The sequence below is a fragment of the Micromonospora chersina genome (assembly GCF_900091475.1).
Lineage (GTDB): Bacteria > Actinomycetota > Actinomycetes > Mycobacteriales > Micromonosporaceae > Micromonospora > Micromonospora chersina.
In genome coordinates, this window is the sequence record NZ_FMIB01000002.1 from 2,464,473 (window position 1) to 2,490,882 (window position 26,410).

The following is a 26,410-nucleotide window of genomic DNA, read 5'->3' on the forward strand; positions in this document are numbered from 1 at the left end:
ACGCACTCCGACGTGTCGCGTGAGCTGCACCAGGACGACGAGATCGGTCACGAGCAGAAGTACGTCTCGATGCTCTACGACCGGCTGGACGGCATGCGGGACCAGGCGGCCCGGCGGCTCACCGAGGAGCTGCGCACGACCGGCGGCACGCAGCAGGCCCGGTCGCAGCGCGACTCGGCCGTGCAGATGTACGCCGACCAGGTCGAGCAGTACTCCGCCGTGGAGACGGGCCTCTGCTTCGGCCGCCTCGACGGCGACGACGACTCGTGCCGCTATGTCGGCCGAATCGGCATCTTCGACACCTCCGGCGACTACGACCCGCTGCTGATCGACTGGCGTGCCCCGGCCGCCCGCGCCTTCTACCTGGCCACCGCCGCGAACCCGCAGGGCGTACGCCGGCGCCGGCACCTGCGTACCCGGGAGCGGAAGGTCACCGGGCTCAACGACGAGGTGCTGGACATCGCCGCCGCGTCCCCCACCGCCCACGAGGAGGTGACCGGCGAGGCGTCGCTGCTCGCCGCGCTGAACGCCGGGCGTACCGGGCGGATGCGCGACATCGTCGAAACCATCCAGGCCGAGCAGGACCGGATCATCCGGGCCGACCTGCCGGGCGTCATGGTGGTGCAGGGCGGCCCCGGCACCGGCAAGACCGCCGTGGCGCTGCACCGCGCCGCGTACCTGCTCTACACGCACCGGCAGCAGCTCTCCACCCGGGGCGTGCTGCTGGTCGGCCCGAACGCCACGTTCCTGCGCTACATCTCCCAGGTGCTGCCGGCGCTGGCCGAGACCGGCGTGCTGCTGCGCACCCAGGCCGACCTTTTCCCCGGCGTGCACGCCGTGCGCACCGAGCCGGCGGCCACCGCGGCGCTGAAGGGGCGCCTGGTGCTGGCCGAGGTGCTGGCGAACGCCGTCCGGGACCGGCAGTGGGTGCCGGAGGAGCCGCTGGAGATCGAGCTGCCGCAGCGGGAGATCCTCACGCTCGACCCCGAGACGGTGCGCCAGGCGCGGGACCGGGTCCGGCGCACCGAGCGCCCGCACAACCTGGCCCGGGCGATGTTCGACATCGAGATCGTGCACGCGCTCGCCGAGCAGGTGGCCGAGCGGATCGGCGCCGACCCGCTCGGCGGGGAGAACCTGCTCTCCGAGGCCGACCGGGCCGAGATCCGCCGGGAGCTGCGTGACGAGCCGGAGATCCGGTCCGCCCTGGACGAGCTGTGGCCCGTGCTCACCCCGCAGCGGCTGCTCGCCGACCTGTACGCCTCGCCGGAGCGGATCGCCGCCGCCGCGCCGATGCTCACCGACGCCGAGCGGGCGGCGCTGCACCGGGAGCCGGGCGGCTGGACGCCGGCCGACGTGCCGCTGCTCGACGAGGCGGCCGAGCTGCTCGGCGAGGACGAGCGCGCCGCCGCGGCCCGCCGGGAGCGGATCCGCGCGCTGGAACGGGAGTACGCCGAGGGCGTGCTGGAGATCTGGCGCGGTTCCCGTTCGATCGACGTGGAGGACGAGGCGGACGGCGGCGAGATCCTGGGCGTCACCGACCTCATCGACGCCGACCGGCTCTCCGAGCGGCAGGAGGAGGCCGATCGGCTCACCACGGCGCAGCGCGCCGCCGCAGACCGCACCTGGGCCTTCGGGCACGTGATCGTCGACGAGGCGCAGGAGCTGTCGCCGATGGCCTGGCGGCTGCTGATGCGCCGCTGCCCGAGCCGGTCGATGACCATCGTGGGGGACGTGGCGCAGACCGGCGCGCTCGCCGGCACGCCGTCCTGGCAGGAGGCCCTGGCGCCGTACGTGGCGGACCGGTGGCGGCTGGAGGAGTTGACCGTCAGCTACCGCACCCCGGCCGAGATCATGGCGGTCGCCGCCGAGGTGCTCGCCGAGATCGACCCGGCGCTGCGCCCACCCCGCTCCGTACGCGCCAGCGGCGTGCCGCCGTGGGACCGGTCCGTCGCGGCGGACCGGCTCGTCGCCGAGCTGGTGGAGGCGGCCGCTCGGGAGGCGGCCGGGCTGGCCGACGGCCGGCTCGGCGTGATCGTGCCGGCCGGCCGGGTGACCGAGCTCAGCGCGGCGGTCGTCGCCGCGCTGCCCGAGGCGGCCGTCGGCGAGCAGCCGGAGCTGGCGAACCGGGTGGTGGTGCTCACCACCGAGCAGGCCAAGGGCCTGGAGTTCGACTCGGTGCTGGTGGTGGATCCGGACCGGATCGTCGCCGAGTCCCCGCGCGGCCACAGCGACCTCTACGTCGCCCTCACCCGCGCCACCCAGCGCCTGGGCGTCCTCCGCACCCCCTGACCGCAGACGGAAGGGGGCGGCCGTGGCCGCCCCCTTCGTCGTCGGTGTCCGGATCAGCCCGGATTCGCCTGGTCGTTGGTGAAGTTTCCGACCTGGCTACCGCTGGACGAGGCGTCGCTTGTCGAGCCGCCGGCCGGGGTGCTCAGGCCGCCGGTGGTGGCGTCGCCCGTGGTGGTCGGGGCCACCTTGCCCGGGTGCTGCTCCGGCTGCCGGGCGATCCGGCGGGCGCTCGCCGGGCCGGCGGTGCCGCCGGTAGTGGTCACCGCGCCCTGGCCCCGGGTGGGCCCGCCGTCGCGCAACACGTTCGGGTCGACCGGGGCGTGCGCCGGATCGTCCGGATCCTCCTCCTGGATCACCCGCAGCACGTCGGTCTGCGGCACGGTGACCTCGTCGAGCGCGCCCTCGCCGTAGACACCGCCGGCGACCCGCTCCTCGGCCCGCCGGGCGGCGTCCTGCCGCATGTCGTCCTCACGCACGTCAACCACCTCGCAGATCTCTCGGGATCCTCGTTGCGTGCCCGGCCACCGCCGGCTGAAACCGGTCGGCGCCCGTTCCGCCCCCCGATGTCGGGTTCACCGCTGAGGCCGTGCCCGACACGCGGGTGCCGGGCGCCGCCCGGCGTGGTGCTTCTATTCGGCCGGAGACCGGTGTTACCTCGCCGGGGGCCCGGGTAGACGGAGGGTGCCCCCGCCACAGAGCGCGAACCGCGCCGTGGCCGACCTGCGGCAGCGGGGCGGGAGGTGTGCAGAGAACGACTCATCAATCCTGAGGAGGACAGATGAGCACGCAGGCTGCATCCACCAGGCCGATGAACCGGCCGGCGCAGGACATGTCCAACCGGGCCGCGATGCAGGAGACGCCGACCCGCCCGATGCCGATGATGCACGACGGGCACCGGGAGCAGGCCATCGCAGCGCCTGGCACCGAGACCAAGCCGTCGTTCGCGACGACCGAGTTCTGGGTCTACGTCGCGTCCGTCGCGGCGGTGCTGGTGGCGTCCTTCCTGGTCGGGAAGAACTCGGTCGGGGTGGACATCTTCCGTGCCCCGCAGGCCTGGTTCTTCATCACGCTGCTGACCATCGGTTACCTGGGTAGCCGCGGTCTGGCCAAGGCCGGAAGCAACTTCCGCAGCGGTGAGGAGCGCAAGGCCCGGCACTGACCGGAGCCACACCTGAGACGACGATGCCCCCGGGGATCACCCGGGGGCATCGTCGTGTGCCGTCACTCCCCGCCGAAGTCCCCGAAGTCGCCGCCGAAGTCGCCCTCGAAGGCGTCCTCGATGAGCTCACCGGCGACCAGGCCGCCCGCCACGCCGAGCGCGGCGCCGCCCAGCATGCCGGCCATGCCGGAGCCGCGGTGGCCGTGGTGCCCGTGCGGGGCGCCGAAGCCGTGCGCGCGCAGGTTGCCGTACCGCGAGGTGGTCTCCCGCAGCCAGCCGTCGACCACCTGGACCCAGTCGGTCCGGCCGGCGTCGCTGTGCGGGACGGCGTACCGGCCGAAGACGTCGTGCCCGGCGCTGAGGAAGCCGCCGCGCTTGTCGCACTCGAGGATCACCTCGACACCCTGCTGGCTGGTGACGAAGGTCAGCTCGACCTCGTTGATCGTCCCGGCGTACTGCGGCGCCGCGAAGAACTCGATCTCCTGGTAGAAGGGCAGCGTCTGCTGCACGCCCCGGATGTGGCCGCGCTCCAGGTCGGCGTGCTTGAAGCGGAAGCCGAGCGCCTGGAACGCGTCGAGGATCCGCTCGTGGATCGGCAGCGGGTGCACCGCGACCTGGTCCAGGTCGGACTTGTCCACCGCCCGGGCCACCGCCAGCTCGGTCCGCAGGCCCATGGTCATGCCGTGCAGCCGCTGGCCGTACACGTCGGTGACCGGGGTCTCCCACGGGACGGGGAGCTGGAACGGGATGGACAGCTGCTGCTTCGGGGCGAGCTGGAGCGGACCGCTCACCGCCATCCGGTGGAACTCCATGATGCCGGCGTACTCGGTGTCGCCGCCCTCGATCTCGACCCGGGTGACCAGGCCGACGGTGATCTGCTCGATGCTCGCCGGCGCGTCGCCGCCGACCAGGTTGACGTGACCGTCCAGGGTCAGGCCCGGCCGGGTGTTCGGGTTGGTCAGCACCGTGTCGACGCTCGGGCCGCCCACGCCGAACGCGCTCAGCATCTTCTTGAAGACCATCGCCACTCCGCTCCCACCGTCGGCGCGCTCCACCGTGGAGCGGGCCGCAAGGGCACCCTAACCTGGGCGGCTGTGAAGTGCCTGAAAGCGGAGGCCGGTCAGTAGACGTCGACCACGATCAGCTCACCCACCTGCTCGCCGATCTGCCGGCGCCCGTCGGGCGGCAGCCCCGCGTCGGTGATGAGCAGGTCGGCCTCCTCCAGCGGGGCGATGGTGGCGATGCCGATGGTCTCCCACTTGGTGTGGTCGGCGAGCACGACGAGTCGCCGGGCCGCGCCGATGAGCCGCCGGTTGACCGCCGCCTCCAGCAGGTTCGGGGTGGTGAACCCGGTGCGCGGGCTCATCCCGTGCACGCCCAGGAAGAGCAGGTCGACGTTGAGCGCGGCGATGGCCGCCTCGGCCACCGGCCCGGTCAGCGCGTCCGAGGGGGTACGGATGCCGCCGGTCAGCACGACCGTCTGGTCGGCGCGCGGGTTCTGGTAGAGGGCGTCGGCGACCGGGATCGAGTTGGTGACAACGGTCAGCCCCCGGACGTCGGCCAGCCGGGCGGCCAGCGCGGCGGTGGTGGTGCCGGCGGAGAGCGCGATGGCCATGCCGGGCTCGACCAGGCCGGCGGCCCGCTCGACGATGGCCCGCTTCTCGGCCTGCTGCCGGATCGACTTGGCCGCGAAGCCCGGCTCCTCGGCCGAGCCGGGGCCGGCCAGCGTCGCTCCCCCGTGGACCTTGTCGACGAGGCCCCGCTCGGCGAGCACCTCCAGATCCCGCCGGATCGTCATGTCCGACACCCCGAAGCGGCTGACCAGGTGGCTGACCCGGACGCCGCCGCGCTGGCGGATCAACTCCAGGATGGCGCTCTGCCGTTGCTGAGCGAGCATCGAACTCCCTTCGGGCGGCACGAGAGTCAGACCGCGTCGGTCGTCCGGTGCACCGCGGGCGCACCGGCGTCCGGCGGCCCGGACGGCAGGGCCCGGTCGCCGGCGCCGCCGGACGTCTCGCGGACGACGGCCACCTCCCCCGCCGGGACGACCAACTCGCCGTCGCACCAGCCGCCGGCGAGCAGTTCGGCGCCCGTGACCGCCAGCCGGGCCTCGGCGCCGGTGTGGTTGATGACGAACAGCCAGCTCCGGTCGGCGGACCGGCGGCGGACCACCTCCACCCCCTCCGGCGCGGTGGCCGCGGGCCGGGCGCCGGCCTCGGCGAGCAGCCGGGCGACCAGCCGGTCGGTCGCCGGCTGGTCGAGCCGGGTGCCGAGGTACCAGGCCGCGCCCGCGCCGACCGCGTGCCGGGTCAGCGCCGGCACCCCGGGCAGCGGCCCGTCGGCGTACGACGCGAGGATCTCGGCGCCCTCGGTGTGCAGCCACTCGGTCCACACGTCGGCGGTCGTGCCGTCGTCGAGGCGGACCGACTCGCCCGCCCGGAGCGGGAAGAACTCCTCGGTGCGTACGCCCAGCAGGTCGCGGAAGGCACCCGGGTAGCCGCCGAGCCGGATGTGGTCGTGCTCGTCGACGATGCCGCTGAAGTACGTGACAAGCGCCGTCCCGCCCGCCTCGACGTACCGGCGCAGCGCGTCGGCGTCGGCGTCGCGGACCAGGTAGAGGGTGGGCGCCAGGACCAGGCGGTAGTGGGACAGGTCGGCCGACGGGTGCACCACGTCGGCGGTGACCCCGGCCCGCCAGAGCGCGCCGTGCAGCGCGGTGAGCCGGTCGGCGTAGGTGACGTCGACACTGGGGTGGGAGTCGAGTTCGGCGCCCCACCACGCCTCGTAGTCGAAGAGGATCGCCACGTCGGCGTCGACCCGGCTGCCGCGTACCTCGGCCAGGGCCGCCAGGTCGGCGCCCAGCCGGCAGACCTCGCGGAACACCTTGGTCTCCGGGCCGGCGTGCGGGACCAGCGCGGAGTGGAACTTCTCCGCGCCGGCTCGGGAGGCCCGCCACTGGAAGAACAGCACCCCGTCGGCGCCGCGCGCCACATGGGCGAGGCTGTTGCGGCGCAGCTGCCCGGGGGTCTTGGCGACGTTGCGCGGCTGCCAGTTCACGGCGCTCGTCGAGTGCTCCATGAGCAGCCAGGGCCCGCCGCCGGCGACGCCCCGGGTGTGGTCGGCGGCCAGCGCCAGGTTGACCTGCGGCTGCGGATCGGCGGCCGTCAGGTAGTGGTCGTTGGCGACCACGTCCACATCGGCGGCCCACGAGTGGTAGTCGAGGTACTTGATGCCGGTGCCGATCATGAAGTTCGTGGTGACCGGCTGCGTGGTGAGCCGGGTCAGCAGGTCGCGTTCGGCGCGCAGTTGGGCGCGCTGCTCGTCCGAGGAGAAGCGCAGGAAGTCGAGCTGCTGGGTGGGGTTGGCGAAGGTCGGCGCGGTCCGCGGCGGGTTGACCTCGGCCCAGTCGTGGTAGCGCTGGCTCCAGAACGCGGTCCCCCAGGCCGCGTTGAGCGCGTCCAGGTCGCCGTAGCGCTCGCGCAGCCAGCGCCGGAACGCGTCGGCGCTGACGTCGCAGTAGCAGTGCACGTTGTGGCAGCCCAGCTCGTTGGAGACGTGCCACATGACGACGGCCGGGTGGTCGGCGTACCGGCCGGCGACGGCCTCGACCAGGGCGAGCGAGCGCTCGCGGAAGACCGGCGAGCTGGGGCAGTACGCCTGCCGCCCGCCGGGCCAGAGGACGGTGCCGTCGGCGCGGCGGGGCAGCGTCTCCGGGTGCCGGTGGGCCAGCCAGGGCGGCGGGCTGGCGGTGGCGGTGGCAAGGTCGACGCTGATCCCGCCGTCGTGCAGCAGGTCGAGCGACCGGTCCAGCCAGTCGAACTCGAAGCGGCCGGGAGCGGGTTCCAGCAGGGCCCAGGAGAAGATCCCGACCGACACCAGGTTGACCCCGGCCCGGCGCATCAGCTCGACGTCCTCGGCCCAGGTCTCCTCGGGCCACTGCTCCGGGTTGTAGTCGGCGCCGTACCAGATGCGCTCGCCGTGCCAGTTCCGCATGACAGCAGAGAGTGCCCCCGAACGGCACCCAAGTCAACACTTTCCAACATCGACGGGAATTCCAACGTTTACCGCCGCATCCCCGTGTCACAACTGGGTTATCGCTGTCCTTCCGCCCTCTTGACAGCGCCGAACCAAGGGGTAGCTTCAACCGCCACCGGCTGTTTGTGTTCGGACATGTGGATTCACGGTGGATCTACGTCGGTCGACATGAACACCGATCCCCGCCACTCGTCAACGGCCCTTGGGCGCAGCGCACCTCTTCCACGCAGGAGGCACAATGTCCCGTCCCCGCTCGCAAGCCGAGTACCTCGCCCGACTCGTACCCCCTTCCGTCGCCGGCCTGAACCGCCGCTCGCTGCTGGCCGGCGCGGCCGGCGCCGGCGCGCTGCTCGGCACGGGACTGCTCGCCGGCTGCGGATCCGACTCCGACTCCGGCGGCGCGGACGCCAAGACCGTGTCCCTCGGGTCGAACCAGTCGGACCCGAAGCCGAAGGACGTCATCGCCAAGGTGATGGACGGCTACAAGACCTCGTCCGGCGTCACCGTCAACATCAACACGGTCGACCACAACACGTTCCAGGAGAACATCAACAACTACCTCCAGGGCAAGCCGGACGACGTGTTCACCTGGTTCGCCGGCTACCGGATGCGGTTCTTCGCGGCCAAGGGCCTGGCGGGCGACCTCAGCGACGTGTGGGGCAAGCTCTCCGGCTACTCCGACGCGTTCAAGAAGGCGTCCACCGGCGACGACGGCAAGCAGTACTTCGTGCCGGCCTCGTACTACCCGTGGGCGGTCTTCTACCGCAAGTCGGTGTGGCAGCAGCGCGGCTACCAGGTGCCGAAGACCCTGGACGACCTGAACACCCTCGGCGCGCAGATGAAGAAGGACGGCCTGAACCCGATCGCCTTCGCCGACAAGGACGGCTGGCCGGCGATGGGCACCTTCGACATCCTCAACCTCCGGATCAACGGCTACCAGTTCCACGTCGACCTCATGGCCGGCAAGGAGGCGTGGACCTCCGACAAGGTCAAGAAGGTCTTCGACACCTGGGCCGGGCTGCTGCCGCTGCACCAGCCGGACTCGCTGGGCCGCACCTGGCAGGAGGCCGCCCAGTCGCTCCAGCAGAAGAAGAGCGGCATGTACCTGCTCGGCCTCTTCGTCGCCCAGCAGTTCAACAACGACGAGCAGGACGACCTCGACTTCTTCACCTTCCCCGAGGTCGACTCGACCATCGGCGCGAAGGCCCTGGACGCGCCGATCGACGGCTACATGATGGCCCGCAAGCCGAAGTCCGAGGGCGCCGCCAAGAAGCTGGTGGAGTACCTGGGCTCCAAGGACGCCGCGAACATCACCGTCAAGAACGACCCCAGCACCCTGGTCGCCAACACCGGCGGCGACACCAGCGGCTACACCGCGCTCCAGAAGAAGGCCGCGGAGCTGGTCGGCTCGGCCACCGAGATCGCCCAGTTCCTCGACCGGGACACCCGCCCGGACTTCGCCTCGACGGTGATGATCCCGGCGATCCAGCAGTTCATCAAGAACCCGAAGGACATCAGCGGGCTGCTCACCAGCATCGAGAACCAGAAGAAGTCGATCTTCACCAGCTGACGGCGGAAGGGGGAGGACACCATGTCCGACCTGCCCCTGATCCAAGCGGATCGCGCCGTGCCGCCGCCGGCCGCGACCACCACCACGCGTGGTCGCGGCCGCCGGCTACGGCTCCTGTCCCGCACCGACCGCGTGGTGATCACGCTGATGGTGCTGGTACCCCTGCTGCTCGTCGTCGGCCTGGTCTGGCTGCCGGCGGCGGCGACCGTGCTGCTCTCCGGCACCAACTGGGACGGCATCGGCCCGCTGGGCGAGATCGACTGGGTCGGTCTGAAGAACTACGACGACGTGGTGAACATCTACCCGCCGTTCGTGCCGGCGGTGCAGAACAACCTGCTCTGGCTGGCCGCCCTCTTCGTGGTGGCGACCCCGTTCGGGATGTTCCTCGCCGTGCTGCTCGACAAGGAGCTGCGCGGCAGCCGGTTCTACCAGACCGCGCTCTACCTGCCCGTCGTGCTCTCGCTGGCGCTGATCGGCTTCGTCTGGCAGCTCATCTACAGCCGCGACCAGGGCCTGCTCAACGCCCTGCTCGGCACCCAGACCGACTGGTACGGCGACTCGAACGTGAACATCTGGGCGGTGCTCTTCGCCGCCGGGTGGCGGCACGTCGGCTACATCATGCTGCTCTACCTGGCCGGCCTGAAGGGCGTCGACCCGTCGCTGCGCGAGGCCGCCGCCGTGGACGGCTCCTCGGAGGTCAGCACCTTCTTCCGGGTGGTCTTCCCGGTGATGCGACCGATCAACATCATCGTGCTGGTGGTGACGGTGATCGAGTCGCTGCGCGCGTTCGACCTGGTCTGGGTCATCAACAAGGGTCGCGCCGGCCTGGAACTGCTCTCCGCGCTTGTCACCCAGAACGTGGTGGGCGAGGCGAGCCGGATCGGCTTCGGCTCGGCGCTGGCGACCATCATGCTCGTCGTCTCCCTGGTCTTCATCACCCTCTACCTGTTCACCGTGATGCGGGAGGACCGGCGATGAGCAGCGCGACAGTGACCCGTACGCCGGACACCGCGGCGCCGTCCACCCGCCGCCGGCCACTGCGGCCGGCCCGGGTGGTCCTGCACGTCTTCCTGGCCGCCGTGGCGGTCGGGTGGCTCTTCCCGATCCTCTGGGCGGTGCTCACCTCACTGCGCTCATACGAGTACACGGCCACCCACGGCTACGTCTCGTTCGGCGGCTGGACGCTCGACAACTACGTCACCGCGTGGCGGACCGCCGAGTTCGGCAAGCACTTCCTCAACTCGGTGTACATCACCGTGCCGGCCGTGCTGCTCACCCTCTTCCTCGCCTCCTGCGTGGCGTTCGTGATCGCCCGGTTCAGCTGGAAGCTCAACATCGCGCTGCTCGGCCTCTTCACCGCGGCGAACCTGCTGCCGCAGCAGGCCCTGCTCATCCCGCTGTTCCGGATGTTCACCGAGGTCCCGCTGCCGGCGTGGATGAGCGACTCGGAGCTGCTCTACGACAGCTACTGGGGCCTGATCCTGGTCAACGTGGCCTTCCAGTCCGGCTTCTGCGTCTTCGTGCTGAGCAACTACATGAAGGCCCTGCCGCACGAGCTGTACGAGGCCGCGATGGTCGACGGGGCGAGCGTCTGGCGGCAGTACTGGCAGGTCACCATGCCGCTGTGCCGGCCGGCCCTGGCCGCGCTGGCGACGCTGGAGGTGACCTGGATCTACAACGAGTTCTTCTGGGCCACAGTGCTCATGCGCACCGGCGACAAGTTCCCGGTGACCAGCTCGCTGAACAACCTGCGCGGCGAGTTCTTCACCGACAACAACCTCGTCTCGGCCGGCTCGGTGCTGGTCGCCATCCCCACCCTGGTCATCTTCTTCCTGTTGCAGAAGCAGTTCGTCCGGGGCCTCACCCTGGGAGCCAGCAAGGGATGACCATCGTTCACCTGCGCCGCGCGCGGACCAGCCTGGTGCTCGACGCGCGCGGCCCCGGCCTGCCCCGGGTCGTGCACTGGGGCGCCGACCTCGGGCCGCTGCCCGCCGCCGACCTGCCCGCGCTCGTCGACGCCACGGTCCCGCCCGTGGTGCCGAGCAGCTTCGACGCGCCGACCGTGCTGTCGCTGCTGCCCGAGGCGAGCGCCGGCTGGAGCGGCCGGCCCGGCCTGGCCGGGCACCGGGACGGCCGGGACTGGTCCACCGCCTTTCGCCTCGACACCGTCGACGTGGACGATCCGCGTGGCGGCGGCGGGGAGGCTGTCCGCGTATCCGAGGAGGACCGGGACCACGGCGGGGCCGGGGCCGCGCGGGTGACCGTGCGGGCGGCGGACCCGGGCGCCGGGCTGTCCCTGACCGTCGAGATCACCCTGAGCGCCGCGGGGCTGCTGACCGTGCGGCACCGGCTGCGCAACGACGGCGACCGGCCCTACGAGGTACGCGAGCTGACGCCGGTGCTGCCGGTGCCGGCGGTCGCCACCGAACTGCTCGACCTGACCGGGCGCTGGTGCCGTGAGCGCGCACCGCAGCGGCACCCGTGGCCGATGGGCGCCTGGGTCCGCGAGGGGCGGCACGGCCGGACCGGGCACGACGCCACCCTGCTGCTGGTCGCCGGCACCCCCGGATTCGGTTTCGGGCACGGCGAGACGTGGGCCGTGCACACGGCGTGGAGCGGCGACCACGTCACGGTGGCCGAGCGCCGGCCGACCGGCGAAGCCACCCTCGGCGGCGGTGAGCTGCTCGCCCCCGGAGAGATCCTGCTCGGGCCGGGCGAGGAGTACGCCACCCCCCTGCTGTACGCGGTGCACTCCGCCGACGGGCTCGACGGGCTCAGCGACGTGCTGCACACCCACCTGCGGGCCCGCCCCGAGCACCCGCGCGGCCCGCGCCCCGTGACGCTGAACGTGTGGGAGGCGGTCTACTTCGACCACGACCTGGACCGGCTCAAGGGTCTCGCCGACCGGGCCGCCGAGGTGGGCGTGGAACGCTTCGTGCTCGACGACGGCTGGTTCCGTGGCCGGCGGCACGACCGGGCCGGCCTCGGCGACTGGTGGGTCGACGACGACGTGTGGCCGGACGGGCTGCAACCGCTCATCGACCACGTCCGAAAGCACGGCATGCAGTTCGGCCTGTGGGTCGAGCCGGAGATGGTCAACCCGGACTCGGACCTGTTCCGGGCCCACCCGGACTGGGTGCTCCAGGCGCCCGGCCGGCTGCCGCCCGAGTGGCGGCACCAGCAGGTGCTCGACCTGGCCCACCCCGACGCGTACGCCCACCTGCTCGACCGGCTCGACGCGGTGCTGCGCGAGCACGACGGGATCGCGTACCTCAAGTGGGACCACAATCGGGACCTCACCGAGGCCGGGCACGCCGGGCGGCCGGCGGTGCACGCGCAGACCGTGGCGGTCTACCGGCTGCTCGACGACCTGCGCGCCCGGCATCCCGGCCTGGAGATCGAGAGTTGCTCGTCGGGCGGGGCCCGGGTCGACCTGGAGATCCTGCGGCGGACCGACCGGGTCTGGGCCAGCGACTGCAACGACGCCCTGGAACGGCTCTCCATCCAGCGCTGGACCGGCCTGCTGCTCCCGCCGGAGCTGATCGGCACCCACATCGGACCGGAGCGCTCGCACACCACCCACCGGGTCCACGACCTGGGCTTCCGGGCGGCCACCGCGCTCTTCGGTCACCACGGCATCGAGTGGGACATCAGCGGGATCAGCGCGACCGAGCGGATCGAACTCGCCGCGTGGGTGGCGCTGCACAAGCGGCTCCGGCCGCTGCTGCACGGCGGGCGGGTGGTCCGGGTCGATCACCCGGACCCGGCCGTGCAGGCCCACGGCGTGGTCGCCCACGACCGCTCCCACGCGGTGTACGCGGTCTCCCGGCTGGCCACCTCGGCGGCGCAGGTGCCGGGCGCGGTCCGGCTGCCCGGGCTGGACCCGGCGCGGCGCTACCTGGTCCGGCCGCCCGCCGGGGTGCCCGAGCCGGCGCTGCTGGAACTCGCCCCGCCGGGATGGCTCGCCTCGGACGGCGGGGTGACGCTGAGCGGGTCGGTGCTCGGGTCGGTCGGGCTGCAACTGCCCGCCCTGCACCCCGAGCAGGCGCTGCTGCTGGAGGTCGCGGCCGTCGACTGAACGTGCTTCGGGTGCGTCTGTGGTCGCCGGAGCGACATCAGACGCACCCGGAACCCGGGAAAATTCTTCCCGGCGGATGTCGAGAAGCGGGGTGGCAGCTTCTACCGGAGGGTGGAAGCACCGACAATCGGTGCTCGGGCGTGAGGAGCCAACCGTGAAGTACATGTTGCTGATGCAGTTCAGCGCCGCCGGGGCCGACTTCCCCTCGATCGACACGTGGACGCCGGAGGAGATCCGGGCGCACATCGGCTTCATGCGGGAGGTCAACGCGAAGCTGGCCGCGGACGGGGAGTTCGTGCAGGCCGAGGGTCTGGGCGGGCCGCAGCAGGCGCGGATCGTCCGGGCCGGCGAGAACGGTGCGCCGGTGGTCACCGAGGGGCCGTTCGCGGAGACCAAGGAGTTCCTGGCCGGCTGGTGGATCGTCGACTGCGAGACGCCGCAGCGGGCCGTGGAGATCGCCGCGCACATCTCCACCGCGCCCGGGCCGGGCGGACGGCCGCTGAACATGCCCGTCGAGGTGCACCCCGTCATGTCGGCGCCGTCCCAGGAGATGTGACCCCTGGGCGTCCCGGACCACACCGTCGAGGACCTGCTGCGCGAGCTGGCGCCGCAGGTCCTCGGCGTGCTCGCCCGCCGGTTCGGCGACTTCGCGACCGCCGAGGACGCCGTGCAGGAGGCGCTGCTCGCGGCGGCCACCCAGTGGCCCGCCGAGGGGCTGCCGGAGCACCCGCGCGGCTGGCTCGTGCAGGTCGCGTACCGCCGGATGATCGAGCTGGTCCGGGCCGAGGCGGCCCGCCGGGACCGGGAGGACCGGGCCGCCCGGCGCGGCGGCGACGACCGGCGGACCGCGCCGGCCGCCGACGAGCCGCTGACCGCCGAGCGGGACGACACGCTGGTGCTGCTGTTCCTCTGCTGCCACCCCACGCTCTCGACGGCCTCGGCCATCGCGCTGACCCTGCGCGCGGTCGGCGGGCTCAGCACCGCCGAGATCGCCCGCGCCTTCCTGGTCCCCGAGGCCACCATGGCGCAGCGGATCAGCCGGGCCAAGCAGCGCATCAGGTCGTCCGGCCTGCCGTTCCGGATGCCGGCCGAGGAGGAACGGCAGGCCCGGCTCGCCGCGGTGCTGCACGTGCTCTACCTGATCTTCACCGAGGGGCACACCGCGAGCCTCGGCGCGGACCTGCGCCGGGTCGACCTCTCCGAGGAGGCGATCCGGCTGACCCGGGCCATGCACGCGCTGCTGCCTGCGGACAGCGAGGTGGCCGGGCTGCTCGCCCTGATGCTGCTCACCGAGGCCCGGGCCGCCGCCCGCACCGGCCCGTCCGGCGAGCTGATCTCCCTGGCCGACCAGGACCGGTCCCGGTGGGACACCGCCGCGATCGCCGAGGGGACGGCGCTGGTCACCCGGGCGATGGCCCGCGGGCCGGTCGGGCCCTACCAGCTCCAGGCCGCCATCGCCGCCCTGCACGATGAGGCGCCCACCGCGGAGCGGACCGACTGGCCGCAGATCCTCGCCCTCTACGAGGTGCTGGAGCGGCTGGCGGAGAGCCCCGTGGTGTCGCTCAACCGGGCGGTGGCCACCGCCATGGTGCACGGCCCGGCCGCCGGGCTGGCCGCCCTCGCCGCGCTGGCCGCCGACCCCCGCCTCACCGACCATCACCGCCTCGACGCGGCCCGCGCCCACCTGCACGAGATGGCCGGCGACCGGGAGGCGGCCGTGGCGCACTACCGCGCCGCCGCCGGCCGCACCACCAGCCAGCCGGAGCATGAGTACCTGCTCATGCGCGCGGCCCGCCTGGCGAACCCGGACTGACCGCCGGGGGCGTACGCGGAAAGGGGGTGGCCGGGTCCGCGCGGACCCGGCCACCGGTGGTGCGTCGGCGGTCAGCTCGCGGTGCAGGTCACCGCGGGAACCGCGTTGCTGCCGTTCCAGCTGCCGATGAAGCCGAACGAGGTGCTGGCCCCGGCGCCGAGCCGGCCGTTGTAGTCGACGTTGCGGGCGGTGTACGCCGAGCCGCTGTTGCTTACCGTGGCGTTCCACGACTGGCTGACGGTCTGGCCGTTGGCGAACGTCCACTTCGTCGTCCAGCCGGTGATGGCGGCGGCGCCCGCGGTCACCTTGACCTCACCCTGGAAGCCGCCCTGCCAGGAGTTGACGATCGTGTAGCTGGCGGTGCAGCCGGCCGGCGGCGGGGTGGGCCCGCCGGTCGGGCTGGTGGTCGGGCTCGGGCTGGTGGTGGGGCTCGTGGTCGGGCTCGGCGAGGTGCCGGCGAAGACCGAGGCCTCCCGGGCGGTGGCCTTGATGCCGTTGGCCCCGTTGAAGATGCGCTGGCCCCAGTTGGTGAGCTGGTTCGGGTCGAAGTTGGTGACCATGTCGAGGTACTCGACGCCGCCGCCGTTGCCGCTCCAGGACCAGCCGAGGTAGCCGATCCCGTTGGCCTGGCTGTAGGCCAGGATGGTGTCCTCGTCCGGGTTGCCGTCGGAGTGGTTGAAGCCGAACTCGCCGACCACGATGGGCAGTCCGGCGGTGCGGAACCGGCCCAGGTAGTCGGTGATCTCGGCGGCGGTGTCGAAGACGCCGTACATGTGGATCGAGAAGACGGTGTTCTTCTGCGGGTCGGCGGCGAAGACCGAGCCGGCGTTGTCGCGCATGGTGAAGGACCAGTCCTGGCCCCAGTTGGGGGCGTCCACCATGATCGTGTGGGTCAGGCCGCCGGCGCGCAGCCGCTTGATCGCGTTGGCCGTGTCGGTGGCCCAGGTGCCGTAGCCCTGGTTGCCGTACGGCTCGTTGCCGATGTTCACGATGACGTACTTCTCCTGGCCCTGCAGGGCGCCGGCGATGCTGAGCCAGTAGTCGACCGCCCGGTCCAGGGTGATGGCGCCGCTCTGCTCGCCGTACCCGGTGGTGTCGTGGACCTCCAGGACGCAGATGAGCCGGTTGGCCCTGCAGAGCGAGATGACGTTGGCGACGTCGGCGGCGCTGTTCTTCGTCCAGCGGTCACCGCTGGCCAGCACCACCCGGACGGTGTTCGCGCCGAGCGCCTTGATGTTGGCGAACGAGGAGGTCTGCTGTGGGTACCAGGTGTGCGCGTGGTTGACCCCGCGCATGACGAACTCGGTGCCGTTGGCGTCGTAGAGCTTGCCGCCCGCGACCGAGAAGCCGGCGGCGGCGTGCGCCGGCTGCCCGAAGGCGAAGACGGCGGCGAGGACCGTCAGCAGGGCGGCGCCCGCGACGGAGAGCATCTTCTTCATGGCTGTCCTCAGGGAGGTCTCCCCCGTGCCCGGATGGGGGTGCGGTGGTGTGACGACGGCGCGTGGCGGCTGAGCCCGACAGCCGCCGCCCGACTCCCGGCGGACGCAGGCATCAGCGTAGGGCGATGGAACGCGGAAGGCAACCGGTTAAGCTGATAGGCCGTCCGCGGCGGCGTCCTGTGACGGCCCATGTCGCCACGGGCCGCCACAGGGGCGGTCATCCCCACCACAGGATGGTGCGCCACCGGGTCTGAACCGGTTAAGCCGGACTGTAGGCAGCATCCCCACCGGCGTCAAGACGCCCGGCCCCCCGAAGCGGACACCAGGGTTGACCGCCGCTGCGCGGGGTATCCGGTGACGATCCGCCCGGAAGGAGATGTGCCATGGTCAACGTCGGCTACACCCTCATGTGCGAACAGGCCGGCCCCAAGCAGCTTGTCGACCACGCCGTCCGCGCCGAGGCCGCCGGCTTCGACCACCTGGTCATGTCCGACCACTACTACCCGTGGCTCGACTCGCAGGGCCACTCCCCGTACGCCTGGTCGGTGCTCGGCGCGGTCGCCCACGCCACCAGCCGGGCCGAGCTGCTCTCCTTCGTGACCTGCCCGATCCGGCGCTACCACCCGGCCGTGGTGGCGCAGAAGGCCAGCACGGTCGGGGTGCTCTCGGACGGGCGGTTCACCCTCGGCCTCGGCGCCGGGGAGAACCTCAACGAGCACGTGGTGGGCGGGTGGCCGCACGTGCAGCAGCGGCACGAGATGTTCGAGGAGGCGCTCCAGATCATCCGGCCGCTGCTCAACGGCGAGACCCTGACCTTCTCCGGCAACCACTTCGACGTGCCCGACGCGTACGTGTGGGACCGGCCGGAGCGGCCCGTGCCGATGGCCGTGGCCGCCTCGGGCCGGCAGTCCGCCACCCTCGCCGCCGAGTACGCCGACGCCATGATCGCCACCGACCCGCTGCCGCACCTGGTCGAGATGTACGAGGACGCCGGCGGCGCGGGCCGCCCCCGCTACGGGCAGGTGGCCATCTGCTACGGCCCGGACGAGGCCGAGTGCCGCAAGATCGTGCACGACCAGTTCCGCTGGTTCGGCCTGGGCTGGAAGGTCAACGCGGACCTGCCCGGCCCCGACGCCTTCGCGGCGGCCACCCAGTTCGTCCGCGAGGAGGACGTGGCCGAGGGCATCCCCTGCGGGCCGGACACGGACCGGCACGTCGAGGCGTTCAAGAAGTTCGTCGACGCGGGGTTCACCCACGTGGCGCTGGTCCAGGTCGGCGGGGACAGCCAGCCGATGTTCCTGGACTGGGCCCAGGAGGAACTGCTGCCCCGGCTGCGCGAGCTGTGACCGGTCCCGCCGTGCGGCCGTCGCCACCGGGGCGCTTCGGGCCGGCGGAACTCCGGCTGGCCCTCGCGGCGCCCCGGCCGGCCGCCGGCCTGACCAGCGAGTTCCGACTGGTCGACGGGCTGCGGACGCACACCCGCCGGTCGGCCGACCCGGGCGGCGACGGCACCCCGGTCGTGCTGGTGCACGGCCTCGCCGTCTCGCACCGCTACCTCACCCCGCTGGCGCTGGCCCTGTCGGCCACCCACCCGGTGTACGTGCCGGACCTGCCCGGCTTCGGGCTGACCGAGCGCCCCGGCCGGGCGTACGACGTGCCCCGGCACGCCGCGTTCCTCGCGGAGTGGCTGGCCGCGTACCGGCTGGGGCCGGTCTGCCTGCTCGGGCACTCGTTCGGCGCGGAGGTGGTCGCGGCGCTCGCCGCCCGCCGGCCCGACCTGGTCCGCGCGCTGGTGCTGGCCGGCCCCACGAGCGACCCGGCCGCCCGGTCCCGCCGGGGCCAGATCGGGCGGTGGCTGGTGGACACCCTGCGGGAGGCGAAATGGCAGGCGCCCATCCTGCTCCGTGACATCGTCGACGCGCGTCCCTGGCGGGTGTTCGCCACGCTGTCCCACTCGGTGCGCAACACCATCGAGGCGGACCTGGTCCGGGTCACCGTGCCGACGCTGGTGCTGACCGGCGCCCGGGACCCGGTCGTGCCGGCCGGCTGGCGGGCGGAGGCGGCCCGCCTGGTCCCGGACGCCCGGACGGACGCCGTGCCGGGGGCCGCGCACAACGTCGCCACCACCGCGCCCGGTCCGGTCGCCGACGCGATCCGCGGCCTGCTGGCGCCCGTCCTGCGAAGGTGAGTCCATGCGCATCGGAAACACGGAGATCCGGCCCGTCGGCGGCGGCCTCGGCTGCCTGCTGATGATCCTCTTCTCGATCCTCGCCTCGGTCGTGCTGACCGTGCTGCTGAACCTGCTTGTCTGACGTTCGGCGACCGCGGGCGCGGACGGTCAGCCGGGGGCCAGCGCCAGGTCGGCGACGACCGGGTAGTGGTCGGACGCGCTGTCCGCGTCGCCGCCGCGGACCACCCGCACGGCGCGGGCCGTCGCGGCCAGCGCCGGGGTGGCGAGCAGGTAGTCCAGCCGCATCCCGGCGAACTCGGCCCCGCCGTGCCGGGTCGGCACGGTCAGCCCGTCCGGCTCGCCGCCGCCGGTGTGCGGCCAGAGGTCCACCAGGCCGGCGTCGCGCAGCCGGGCCACCGCGCGGGTGTCGACGGTACGGCCGTCGCGGCGCAGGTGACGCCGCCGGTAGAGGGCCCCGAGCCCGGCCAGCCGGGCGGTGTGGTCGACGGCCGGCTCCAGCGTGTTCAGGTCGCCGGCGAGCAGGGCCAGCTCTCCACCGGTCCGCCGCACCGCCACCGCCAGCCAGTCGGCCTCCATCCGCCGCCGGCCGCCCGAGTACGGGTTCAGGTGGGTGCTGAACACGGTCAGCGGGCCGGCCCCGGTGGCCACCTGGACGAGGGCCGTGGCGTGGTGGAACGGGCGGCGTACCCGGCCGGAGCGGAGCGTCCGCAGCGGCGGGCGGACCAGCACGGCCACCGCCTGCCCGAAGCAGGACCGGGCCAGGTGCGGCACCATTCCCGTCCGCTCCGCGAGGTGGGCCAGCCCGCCGCCCCGGTCCAGCCCACGCAGCTCCTGGAGGGCCAGCAGGTCGGGACGCTGCGCGGTGACCACGGCGACGATCCGGTCCCGGCGGTCGGTGCCGTCGCGGTCCCGCCCGCCGGTCCGGATGTTCCAGGTCATCACTCGCAGCATCGGCGCCCGGTCAGTCCTCCCGGCCGGCCTTCGCCAGCTCGTCGTCCAGCTCGTGCACCTGTTCCGACTCGATGGCCGGCCTGTTGCCCTGGGCCACGTCCGCGTTGGGGCGGACCACCCAGTACAGCAGCGAGAGCCAGAGCGCGCCGAGCAGGATCGCGCCCATGAAGTCGGTGGGGTGGTGCATGCCCCGGTACATCCGGGAGGTGGCCACCCCGACCGGCATGATCACGGCCATCGCCACGAAGAGCCAGCGCCACCAACGGTCGGTGCGCGGCAGCACGATGATCGCCATGGCGGTCCACAGGCAGATGGTCGCCGCGATGTGCCCGGACGGGAAGGACGAGGTGGGCATCTGCCCGTCGAGGTTCTCCACGGCCGGGCGGGGACGCTCCACCACGCGGGCACTGGCCAGGAAGAGGCTCAGCTCGCCGAACATGGCCAGGACCACGAAGAGCACCGGCCGCCAGCGCTTCCAGACCGCCAGCACGATCGGGCAGAACACCAGCGAGACCAGCAGGATGGCGTGGGTGTCGCCGAACTTGCTCCACCACCAGCTCAGGTCGGTGAGCCCGTCGGTGTGCCGGGCGGCGAACCAGCGCGGGACCTCGGTGTCGAGGGTGTCGAAGATCGTGCCCTTGGCGTGGTAGCTCACGTACATGCCGAAGGCGTAGAGCGCGCCGAACACGAGCACCCAGCCGACCAGCAGCTCGGCCACCGACGAGCGGGGGTGCTCCAGCACGTGCTCCTCGGCCGGCGCCGGCTTGATCTCCTGCCCCGCCTCGGGCTCCAGGCCCTCGGTGATCGGGGGCACCGGCCGGCCGCGCTCGCGCCGCCACAGCCGGAAGGCGTACGCGGTGACGCCCAGCCAGGCCGCGCCGAGCAGCCAGCCGCCGAGCACGTCCGAGACGAAGTGCACGCCCAGCGCGATCCGGGTCAGCCCGACCAGGAACACCAGCACGGCGGCGACCGCGATGGCCGGCTTGCGCCAGCGCGGCGCCACGGCCGGCAGGAACACCAGCAGCAGCGCCCCGTACGCGACGAACGAGCCGAGCGCGTGGCCGCTGGGGAAGCTGTTGCCCGGCGCGCTGGCCACCGGCACGTCCACCACCGGGCGCAGCCGCCCGACCAGCGCCTTGAGCGACGGGTCGAGGATCAGCCCGCCCACGCCCGTGATGATCAGGTAGACGGCGAGGCGGGACTGGCGGCGGATCAGCAGGCCGACCACCGCGATGGTGATCAGCCAGATGAGCACCGGCCGGCCGCCCAGGTCGGTGACCGCCTGGAGCACGGTCACCAGCGGGTGGTGCGGCGCCACGAGGCCGTTGAACCACTCCGCCGCCTCGTGGTCGGCGTGGTAGAGCGGCCCCCAGTGGAACCGGACGAGCATGAGCAGCACGCCGAACCCGACGCCCGCGCCGGCCACGACGAGCAGCCCCGCCAGGCTCCGCTCGGCGAAGTGGCCGAGCGGACGGCGCGTCGCCTCCTTGACCGCGGTCACCCCGCACCTCCCTTGTCCTCTGCGAGGCGCGCTGTACCCGATTCCCGCTCCGCGTACACGCCGGGCCGTCAGAGGGCCGTCATGTCCCCGGTGTCGACCAGGTCCTCCCGCTCGGCCTCCGGCTCCCAGAGGTCGGGCTGGGCGGGCTCCTCCACGCCGATCCGCATGGCCTCCAGCTGGGCGGCGAAGGCCAGTCCGCCGAAGAGCGCCATCCCGGTCAGGTTGGCCCAGAGCAGCAGGGCCATCATCCCGGTCAGCGCGCCGTACGTCTGACCGAATCCGCCGCTGTACTTCACGTACGCGGCGAGCAGCAGGCTGGCCAGCCACCAGAGCGCGGTGGCGATGCCGGCGCCGAAGAAGAGCCAGGACAGCCCGGGCTGCTTGCGCCGGGGCGCGTGCCGGAACAGCACCGCCACGGCCAGCACGGTCAGGCCGAGGCTGAGCGGCCAGCGGATCACGTCCCAGGCGCCGTGCGCCACCTCTCCCCACTCGTAGTGCCGCCGCACGGAGTCGCCCATCGCCCGGCCGCCGACCAGGATCAGGAACCCGGTCAGCGCGGGCACGCCGGCGAGGAGCGCCAGGACGGCGGCGCGCAGGTACTTGAACAGGGCCGGACGGTCCCGCTCGACGCCGTAGATCCGGTTCGCGCCCCGTTCGATCTGCGCCATGGTGGTGGTGAGGGCGATCAGGCCGGTCAGCAGACCGAGGGTGAGCGCCAGCTCGCCGGCGTGCTCGGTGCGCTCGGTGTCGGCCAGCAGCTCCTGGACCACCGACTCGCTCTGGCCGGGGGTGATGGCCAGCACCGTGTCGGCGACCACCTTGCCGCCCTCGTCGGCGCCCAGGTCGGTGATCAGGCCGGTGAGCGCGATGAGGAACGGCACCACGGCCAGGCAGAGCTGCAACGCGAAGGCGCGGGAGTGGCTGAAGCCGTCGCCGTAGCGGAACCGGATGAAGGCGTCCCGCAGCAGGTGCCAGCCGCCGTGCCGGCGCAGCGTACGCCAGGCGTCGTCGGCGGAGAGTTCGGTCTCCGCCATGAGCCGGGTCTCGGGGACGAGCTTGGTGCTACTCACGGCGCGCCTCCTCGACCAGCCGCTCACCGCGCTCGGCGGCGGCGCCGGCGTCCACCGACAGGTCGGGGTGGCGCTCCGGCCGCGGCACGCAGAGCCAGAGCGACTCGGGCCGGATCTCGGCCTTCAGCGACCGGCCCGGCTCGATGAGGTCGCCGTCGAGCTGCCGGGGCTGGGCCCGGTTGCTGGTGATCACGACCTTGCGGCCCCGGAGCACCTCCATGCGGGGGACGCTGTCGCGGCGCCGCAGCACCGCCCAGCCCATGGCCAGCCAGTGCCCGAGCGTCCGCGGGGTCAGCACCGCCACGTCGAGCCAGCCGTCGTCCGGCTCGGCGTCGGTGAGCAGGCGCACCCCGCCCTGGAGCCGGCCGACGTTGGCGATCAGCACCGAGCGGGCCCGCCGGCGCAGCGGCGGCCCGTCGTCGATGCGGATGGAGACCCGCATGGGCCGGTCCCGGAGGTGCTTGGCCGCGCCCACGAGGTAGGCCGGCCAGCCGATCCGCCTCTTGGTCGTCTCGGAGGTGGAGTCGAGCATCTGCGCGTCGAAGCCCATCCCGGCCATCACGGCGAAGCACTGGTCGCCGACCGCGCCCACGTCGAGGCGGCGCATACCCCGCTCGACGGCGACCTCCAGCCCGGCGGCCAGGTCGTTGGAGAGGCCGAGGTTGGCGGCGAGCAGGTTGCCGGTGCCCTGGGGCAGCACGGCGAGGGCCACGTCGGTGCCGGCCAGCGCGGTGACGCAGGCCATCACCGTGCCGTCGCCGCCGCAGGCGAAGACGACCTCGGCGCCGGCCTCGACGGCCGCGGCGGCCTGGCCCCGGCCGGGGTCCTCGACCGTGGTCTCGTACCAGGTCGGCTCGGGCCAGCCGGCGGCGGCGAGAGCGCCGTCCACCGTCCGGCGGAAATCGTCGAGATCGGTCACTTTGACCGGGTTGACCACCACGGCCGAGCGCGGCGTGTGGTTGTCCGCGGTCACCGGGCGCTTGTCGTCTCCACCGTCCACGGCGCCAGTGTGCAGCACGCGGGGCGGGTCAGCGAGCCGGCGGGCGGGGACGTTGCGAGAACCGCAGACAGGTTTGAAACCGGCCGGCCCCGTGACGGCGGTCGGCCGGATCGGTCAGGCCGCCGTGCGCAGCGCCGCCTCGACCCGCCCGCGCAGGTCGTCCAGGTCGGCCCCGGCCTCGGTGAGCACCAGCGCCGCCAGCCCGTTGCCCTCGCGCAGCAGGCCGAGCAGGATGTGCTCGGTGCCGATGTGGTGGTGGCGCAGCCGCAGCGCCTCCCGCAGGGACAGTTCCAGCACCTTTCTGGCCCGTGGCGAGAACCGGCCGTTGTCGGGGCGGCGACCCCACCACCGACGCGGGGCGGGGGCCGCCTCACGCAGCGCGTCCGGGCCGAAGGACTCCTCGATCCGGGCGACGATCGCGGCGAGGTCGATGCCGATCTCGCGCAGCGCCGCCGCGTCCGCCGCGCCGAGGCCGTCGACCCCGTGCGCGGTGTGCCGGGCCACGGCCTTACGCAGGTCGTCGGCCCGGATGCCGCCGGCCGACAGCACCCGTACGGCCAGGTTGTCGCCGTCGGCGAGCACGCCGAGCAGCAGGTGCTCGGTGCCGACCGGCCGCCGGCCCTCGGTGCGCGCCTCGTCGACCGCGTGCCGCACCACCGCGCGGGCCCGGTCGGTGAACCGTTCGAACATCACGCCTCCCAGCTTCCGCGGACCGCCGGTCGCCCGGCGTGCTTCTTGTGGACCGCCTGCCGGCTGACCTCGAGGGCGTCGGCGATCTCCTGCCAGGACCAGCCCTGCCGTCGGGCGTTGTCCACCTGGACCACCTCCAGCCGTTCGAGCAGCCGGCGCAGGGCGAGCACCGCCCGCAGGCCGACCTTCGGGTCGGTGCTGCCGGCCGCCGCCGCGAGTTCCGTCGCCTGACTCATGCTGTCAACATAGGTTGACGCAGGGGGCTTGTCAACCTCGGTTGACACCCCGACACGTGGCCCTGACCTGCCGATCCGCGGCCCGGACCGGTGTTACGGTCCGCAGGTGTTCCGCCGCCGCCCGCTGGACCAGCCGGTCCAGGCCCCCCGCCGGCTGGCCGTCGGCCGGCTCACCCTGGAGGTCGCCGGGGGCAGCGTGGTCGGGCACCGCTACCCGGAGAACTTCGACGTGCTGCACCTCGACCCGGAACTGCCGCTGGTCGCGGTCGCCGACGGCATGGGCGACGGCGAGGGCAGCCGGGTCGCCGGCGCCACCGCGATGAGCACCTTCGTGGCGCGGGTCCGCGCCGGCTGGCCGGCGGTCGACGCCGCCGGGCTGCGCGCCGCCACGGCCGAGACCCAGCTCCGGGTACGCCGGGCCGGAGCGGGACTGGCCGGGCTGACCGGGTGCACCCTCACCGCCCTGGTCGCCGAGCCGGACGGGGCGCAGGGCTGGCTGGTCCAGCTCGGTGACTCCCGGGCGTACCGGCTGCGCGACGGGCTGCTGGAGCTGGTGACCGTCGACCACACGATGGCCTGGCTCGGCCTGCTGCACGGCTGGTGGCCGCCGGACTCGCCGGAGGCGGCGCGGGCCCGCTACCAGCTCCTGCGCTACGTCGGGCACCCCGACAGGCCCGAGCCGGACCTGCTCGCCGTGCCGCTCCGCAGCGGGGACACCTGGCTGCTCTGCACCGACGGGGTGAGCGACCAGATCGGCTACCACCGGCTGCGGGACCTGCTGGCCGCGCGGCGCGACCCGGCCGGGACCGTGCGGGCGCTGCTGGCCGCCAGCCTGGCCGAGGGCGGCGATGACAACGCCACAGCGGCGGTCGTCCGCGTCCACCCCACCCTGCCCGCGCCCCGCTGACCCTCCCCGGCCCCGGGAACGGCGACGTGGCGGGAGACACCTGTGACGGGCTGACAATCTGTGCAAGAATCGTCAGCATGTCGAAGGACCGGCTGGAGACGATCCTGACCGCCGCGTACGAGTGCTTCACCCGGCACGGGATGCGGCGCACGACGATGGACGACATCGCGGCGGCCGCCGGTATGTCCCGGCCCGCCGTCTACCAGTACGTCCGCAACAAGGACGACGCCTACCGCCGGCTCGCCGAGCGGCTCTTCGACGGCTCGCTCGCCCAGGCCCGCGAGGCCGCCGCCACGCCCGGCGCCGACCTGGCGCGGCGGCTGCACGACGTGCTCGCCGCCAAGCTGGAACTCACCCTCCGGCTGCACCGGGAGAGCCGGCACGCCACCGAACTGCTCGACACCAGCACCAAGCTCACCGGCGACCTCGTCGAGGCGTACACCCGGGAGCTGACCGACGTGGTGGCCGGCGCGCTGGCCGACGCCGCCGGGCCCCGCGCCCGCGCGGTGGCCGACGTGCTGGTCGCGCTCACCCGCGGCCTGGAGGCCGACCTCACCGACCCCGACCTGCCCCGGCGGCGGCTGCGCGACGGCGTCGCGCTCGTCGTCGCGGGCCTGCCCACCCACCCGGGAGACCCCGCATGACCACCGTCCTCGTCACCGGCACCTCCTCCGGCATCGGCCGGGCCACCGTCCGCCGGCTCGCCCGCCGCCCCGACCTCACCGTGTACGCGACCGCGCGCAACCTCGACGCGATCGCCGACCTCGCCGACTCCGGCGCCCGGCTGCTCCCCCTCGACGTGGCCGACGAGGACTCCATGCGCGCCGCGGTGGCCGCGGTCGAGACCGCGCACGGCCACGTCGACGTGCTGGTCAACAACGCCGGCTACGGCGAGTACGGCCCGATCGAGGAGACCGCGCTGGACCGGGTGCGCGCCCAGTTCGAGACGAACGTGTTCGGGCTCGCCCGGCTCACCCAGCTCGTGCTCCCCGGCATGCGCCGGGCCGGCCGGGGCCGGATCGTCAACGTCAGCTCGATGGGCGGGCGGCTGGTCTTCCCCGGCGGCGGCTACTACCACGCCAGCAAGTACGCCGTGGAGGCCATCTCCGACGCCCTGCGGCAGGAGGTGCGCCCGTTCGGCGTGGACGTGGCGATCGTCGAGCCCGGCCTGATCCGCACCGGCTTCGGCGCGGTGGCCTCCTCCTCCCTGGGCGCCGGCGCCGACCCGGGCAGCCCGTACCGGAGGATGGTCGAGACCGTGGACGCGGTGATGGCGCGGTCGTACCGGAACCGGCTGCTCTCGGCCACGCCGGACACCGTGGCCCGGGTCATCGAGCGCGCGGCGACCGGCCGCCGGCCGCGCACCCGCTACCTCGTCACCGCCGCCGCCTGGGCCATGGTGCACACCCGCCGGCTGCTCGGCGCCCGCGTCTTCGACACGGTGAACCGGCTCCAGTTCCGCTGACCCGGTCCGAGCGCGC

23 protein-coding genes and 2 pseudogenes are annotated in these 26,410 nt (G+C 73.3%); 13 read left to right on the top strand and 12 right to left on the bottom strand.

Annotated elements, in window-relative coordinates; genetic code table 11:
* The first annotated feature begins 69 nt into the window (after positions 1-69).
* Entirely contained in the window at positions 70-2,289 is a 2,220-nt protein-coding gene (locus GA0070603_RS11185) for a HelD family protein (RefSeq protein ID WP_208863026.1), read from the top strand.
* Positions 2,290-2,342: 53 nt separating this feature from the next.
* Here the strand turns inward: GA0070603_RS11185 and GA0070603_RS11190 are convergent, their stop codons facing one another.
* Positions 2,343-2,765: a hypothetical protein gene (locus tag GA0070603_RS11190; protein WP_091311407.1), complete on the bottom strand. Its 423-nt coding sequence runs from the start codon at positions 2,763-2,765 to the stop codon at positions 2,343-2,345.
* A 302-nt stretch (positions 2,766-3,067) separates the two neighbouring features.
* Between GA0070603_RS11190 and GA0070603_RS11195 the strand changes: the two genes are divergently transcribed.
* Entirely contained in the window at positions 3,068-3,448 is a 381-nt protein-coding gene (locus GA0070603_RS11195; protein ID WP_091311411.1) for a hypothetical protein, read from the top strand.
* Positions 3,449-3,510: 62 nt separating this feature from the next.
* Here the strand turns inward: GA0070603_RS11195 and GA0070603_RS11200 are convergent, their stop codons facing one another.
* The 3 genes from GA0070603_RS11200 to GA0070603_RS11210 all read right to left on the bottom strand — a co-directional run bounded on the left by GA0070603_RS11200 (position 3,511) and on the right by GA0070603_RS11210 (position 7,441).
* On the bottom strand, positions 3,511-4,470 hold the full coding sequence (locus GA0070603_RS11200; RefSeq protein WP_091311414.1) for a sporulation protein: 960 nt from the start codon (positions 4,468-4,470) through the stop codon (positions 3,511-3,513).
* 98 nt (positions 4,471-4,568) lie between these two features.
* Positions 4,569-5,345: a DeoR/GlpR family DNA-binding transcription regulator gene (locus GA0070603_RS11205; protein ID WP_091311418.1), complete on the bottom strand. Its 777-nt coding sequence runs from the start codon at positions 5,343-5,345 to the stop codon at positions 4,569-4,571.
* Positions 5,346-5,371: 26 nt separating this feature from the next.
* Positions 5,372-7,441, bottom strand: a complete 2,070-nt coding sequence (locus tag GA0070603_RS11210) for a beta-galactosidase (RefSeq protein ID WP_244282492.1) — start codon at positions 7,439-7,441, stop codon at positions 5,372-5,374.
* Between the two features lie 280 nt (positions 7,442-7,721).
* Here GA0070603_RS11210 and GA0070603_RS11215 point away from each other — a divergent pair, with 280 nt between their 5' ends.
* The 6 genes from GA0070603_RS11215 (at position 7,722) to GA0070603_RS11240 (ending at position 14,944) form a co-directional block, all read left to right on the top strand.
* Positions 7,722-9,053 carry an ABC transporter substrate-binding protein gene (locus tag GA0070603_RS11215; protein WP_091311421.1) on the top strand — a complete coding sequence of 444 codons (1,332 nt, stop codon included), beginning with the start codon at positions 7,722-7,724 and terminating at the stop codon, positions 9,051-9,053.
* 21 nt (positions 9,054-9,074) lie between these two features.
* Positions 9,075-10,031, top strand: a complete 957-nt coding sequence (locus GA0070603_RS11220) for a carbohydrate ABC transporter permease (RefSeq protein ID WP_091311425.1) — start codon at positions 9,075-9,077, stop codon at positions 10,029-10,031.
* Positions 10,028-10,939: a carbohydrate ABC transporter permease gene (locus GA0070603_RS11225; protein ID WP_091311428.1), complete on the top strand. Its 912-nt coding sequence runs from the start codon at positions 10,028-10,030 to the stop codon at positions 10,937-10,939. Before GA0070603_RS11220 ends, GA0070603_RS11225 begins: the two co-directional genes overlap by 4 nt.
* Positions 10,936-13,131, top strand: a complete 2,196-nt coding sequence (locus GA0070603_RS11230; RefSeq protein WP_091311432.1) for an alpha-galactosidase — start codon at positions 10,936-10,938, stop codon at positions 13,129-13,131. The genes GA0070603_RS11225 and GA0070603_RS11230 overlap by 4 nt, the downstream gene beginning before the upstream one ends.
* Positions 13,132-13,294: 163 nt before the next feature.
* Complete coding sequence (locus tag GA0070603_RS11235; RefSeq protein WP_208863027.1) at positions 13,295-13,687, top strand: YciI family protein; 393 nt, start codon at positions 13,295-13,297, stop codon at positions 13,685-13,687.
* Positions 13,688-13,753: 66 nt separating this feature from the next.
* Positions 13,754-14,944, top strand: coding sequence for an RNA polymerase sigma factor (locus tag GA0070603_RS11240; protein WP_244282493.1), 1,191 nt, complete (start codon positions 13,754-13,756; stop codon positions 14,942-14,944).
* 71 nt (positions 14,945-15,015) lie between these two features.
* On the opposite strand, the gene GA0070603_RS11245 is transcribed toward GA0070603_RS11240, so the two are convergent.
* Entirely contained in the window at positions 15,016-16,383 is a 1,368-nt protein-coding gene (locus GA0070603_RS11245) for a cellulase family glycosylhydrolase (RefSeq protein ID WP_091311441.1), read from the bottom strand.
* Positions 16,384-16,766: 383 nt separating this feature from the next.
* On the opposite strand from GA0070603_RS11245, the gene GA0070603_RS11250 reads away from it, so the two are divergent.
* Both GA0070603_RS11250 and GA0070603_RS11255 read left to right on the top strand, forming a co-directional pair.
* On the top strand, positions 16,767-17,729 hold the full coding sequence (locus GA0070603_RS11250) for a TIGR03557 family F420-dependent LLM class oxidoreductase (RefSeq protein ID WP_091311445.1): 963 nt from the start codon (positions 16,767-16,769) through the stop codon (positions 17,727-17,729).
* The gene (locus GA0070603_RS11255; RefSeq protein ID WP_244282494.1) at positions 17,726-18,571 is read left to right on the top strand and encodes an alpha/beta fold hydrolase; all 846 of its coding nucleotides are present in this window, start codon (positions 17,726-17,728) and stop codon (positions 18,569-18,571) included. The genes GA0070603_RS11250 and GA0070603_RS11255 overlap by 4 nt, the downstream gene beginning before the upstream one ends.
* Positions 18,572-18,721: 150 nt before the next feature.
* Here the strand turns inward: GA0070603_RS11255 and GA0070603_RS11260 are convergent, their stop codons facing one another.
* The 7 genes and pseudogenes from GA0070603_RS11260 to GA0070603_RS11285 all read right to left on the bottom strand — a co-directional run bounded on the left by GA0070603_RS11260 (position 18,722) and on the right by GA0070603_RS11285 (position 24,022).
* Positions 18,722-19,525 carry an endonuclease/exonuclease/phosphatase family protein gene (locus tag GA0070603_RS11260; RefSeq protein WP_091311448.1) on the bottom strand — a complete coding sequence of 268 codons (804 nt, stop codon included), beginning with the start codon at positions 19,523-19,525 and terminating at the stop codon, positions 18,722-18,724.
* A gap of 10 nt (positions 19,526-19,535) precedes the next feature.
* Entirely contained in the window at positions 19,536-21,026 is a 1,491-nt protein-coding gene (locus tag GA0070603_RS11265; RefSeq protein ID WP_091311451.1) for a phosphatase PAP2 family protein, read from the bottom strand.
* 68 nt (positions 21,027-21,094) lie between these two features.
* Entirely contained in the window at positions 21,095-22,096 is a 1,002-nt protein-coding gene (locus tag GA0070603_RS11270; protein WP_091311454.1) for a YihY/virulence factor BrkB family protein, read from the bottom strand.
* The gene (locus GA0070603_RS11275) at positions 22,089-23,096 is read right to left on the bottom strand and encodes a diacylglycerol/lipid kinase family protein (RefSeq protein WP_091321828.1); all 1,008 of its coding nucleotides are present in this window, start codon (positions 23,094-23,096) and stop codon (positions 22,089-22,091) included. The genes GA0070603_RS11270 and GA0070603_RS11275 overlap by 8 nt, the downstream gene beginning before the upstream one ends.
* Positions 23,097-23,213: 117 nt before the next feature.
* Positions 23,214-23,414: pseudogene (locus GA0070603_RS32715) on the bottom strand (Clp protease N-terminal domain-containing protein); the annotation flags it as partial.
* A 168-nt stretch (positions 23,415-23,582) separates the two neighbouring features.
* Positions 23,583-23,786 (bottom strand): annotated as a pseudogene (locus GA0070603_RS32720) (Clp protease N-terminal domain-containing protein); the annotation flags it as partial.
* The gene (locus tag GA0070603_RS11285; protein ID WP_089010418.1) at positions 23,786-24,022 is read right to left on the bottom strand and encodes an HTH domain-containing protein; all 237 of its coding nucleotides are present in this window, start codon (positions 24,020-24,022) and stop codon (positions 23,786-23,788) included. The pseudogene GA0070603_RS32720 and the gene GA0070603_RS11285, both read right to left, overlap by 1 nt.
* 106 nt (positions 24,023-24,128) lie before the next feature.
* Here GA0070603_RS11285 and GA0070603_RS11290 point away from each other — a divergent pair, with 106 nt between their 5' ends.
* From GA0070603_RS11290 to GA0070603_RS11300, 3 genes are all read left to right on the top strand, one after another.
* A complete protein-coding gene (locus tag GA0070603_RS11290) occupies positions 24,129-24,929 on the top strand; it encodes a PP2C family protein-serine/threonine phosphatase (RefSeq protein WP_091311459.1) in 801 nt (266 codons plus the stop codon).
* 77 nt (positions 24,930-25,006) lie between these two features.
* On the top strand, positions 25,007-25,573 hold the full coding sequence (locus GA0070603_RS11295) for a TetR/AcrR family transcriptional regulator (RefSeq protein ID WP_091311462.1): 567 nt from the start codon (positions 25,007-25,009) through the stop codon (positions 25,571-25,573).
* Positions 25,570-26,394 (top strand): oxidoreductase, encoded by an 825-nt coding sequence (locus GA0070603_RS11300; protein WP_091311464.1) that lies wholly within the window; start codon positions 25,570-25,572, stop codon positions 26,392-26,394. The genes GA0070603_RS11295 and GA0070603_RS11300 overlap by 4 nt, the downstream gene beginning before the upstream one ends.
* The last annotated feature ends 16 nt before the right edge of the window (positions 26,395-26,410 follow it).

Bases quoted from the DNA above. Each gene is read 5' to 3' on its own strand.
- GA0070603_RS11185 (WP_208863026.1), top strand. From the start codon at position 70: ATGCTCTACGACCGGCTGGACGGCATGCGGGACCAGGCGGCCCGGCGG.
- GA0070603_RS11195 (WP_091311411.1), top strand. From the start codon at position 3,068: ATGAGCACGCAGGCTGCATCCACCAGGCCGATGAACCGGCCGGCGCAG.
- GA0070603_RS11200 (WP_091311414.1), bottom strand. From the start codon at position 4,470: ATGGTCTTCAAGAAGATGCTGAGCGCGTTCGGCGTGGGCGGCCCGAGC.
- GA0070603_RS11205 (WP_091311418.1), bottom strand. From the start codon at position 5,345: ATGCTCGCTCAGCAACGGCAGAGCGCCATCCTGGAGTTGATCCGCCAG.
- GA0070603_RS11210 (WP_244282492.1), bottom strand. From the start codon at position 7,441: ATGCGGAACTGGCACGGCGAGCGCATCTGGTACGGCGCCGACTACAAC.
- GA0070603_RS11215 (WP_091311421.1), top strand. From the start codon at position 7,722: ATGTCCCGTCCCCGCTCGCAAGCCGAGTACCTCGCCCGACTCGTACCC.
- GA0070603_RS11220 (WP_091311425.1), top strand. From the start codon at position 9,075: ATGTCCGACCTGCCCCTGATCCAAGCGGATCGCGCCGTGCCGCCGCCG.
- GA0070603_RS11225 (WP_091311428.1), top strand. From the start codon at position 10,028: ATGAGCAGCGCGACAGTGACCCGTACGCCGGACACCGCGGCGCCGTCC.
- GA0070603_RS11230 (WP_091311432.1), top strand. From the start codon at position 10,936: ATGACCATCGTTCACCTGCGCCGCGCGCGGACCAGCCTGGTGCTCGAC.
- GA0070603_RS11235 (WP_208863027.1), top strand. From the start codon at position 13,295: ATGTTGCTGATGCAGTTCAGCGCCGCCGGGGCCGACTTCCCCTCGATC.
- GA0070603_RS11245 (WP_091311441.1), bottom strand. From the start codon at position 16,383: ATGAAGAAGATGCTCTCCGTCGCGGGCGCCGCCCTGCTGACGGTCCTC.
- GA0070603_RS11250 (WP_091311445.1), top strand. From the start codon at position 16,767: ATGGTCAACGTCGGCTACACCCTCATGTGCGAACAGGCCGGCCCCAAG.
- GA0070603_RS11260 (WP_091311448.1), bottom strand. From the start codon at position 19,525: ATGCTGCGAGTGATGACCTGGAACATCCGGACCGGCGGGCGGGACCGC.
- GA0070603_RS11285 (WP_089010418.1), bottom strand. From the start codon at position 24,022: ATGAGTCAGGCGACGGAACTCGCGGCGGCGGCCGGCAGCACCGACCCG.
- GA0070603_RS11295 (WP_091311462.1), top strand. From the start codon at position 25,007: ATGTCGAAGGACCGGCTGGAGACGATCCTGACCGCCGCGTACGAGTGC.
- GA0070603_RS11300 (WP_091311464.1), top strand. From the start codon at position 25,570: ATGACCACCGTCCTCGTCACCGGCACCTCCTCCGGCATCGGCCGGGCC.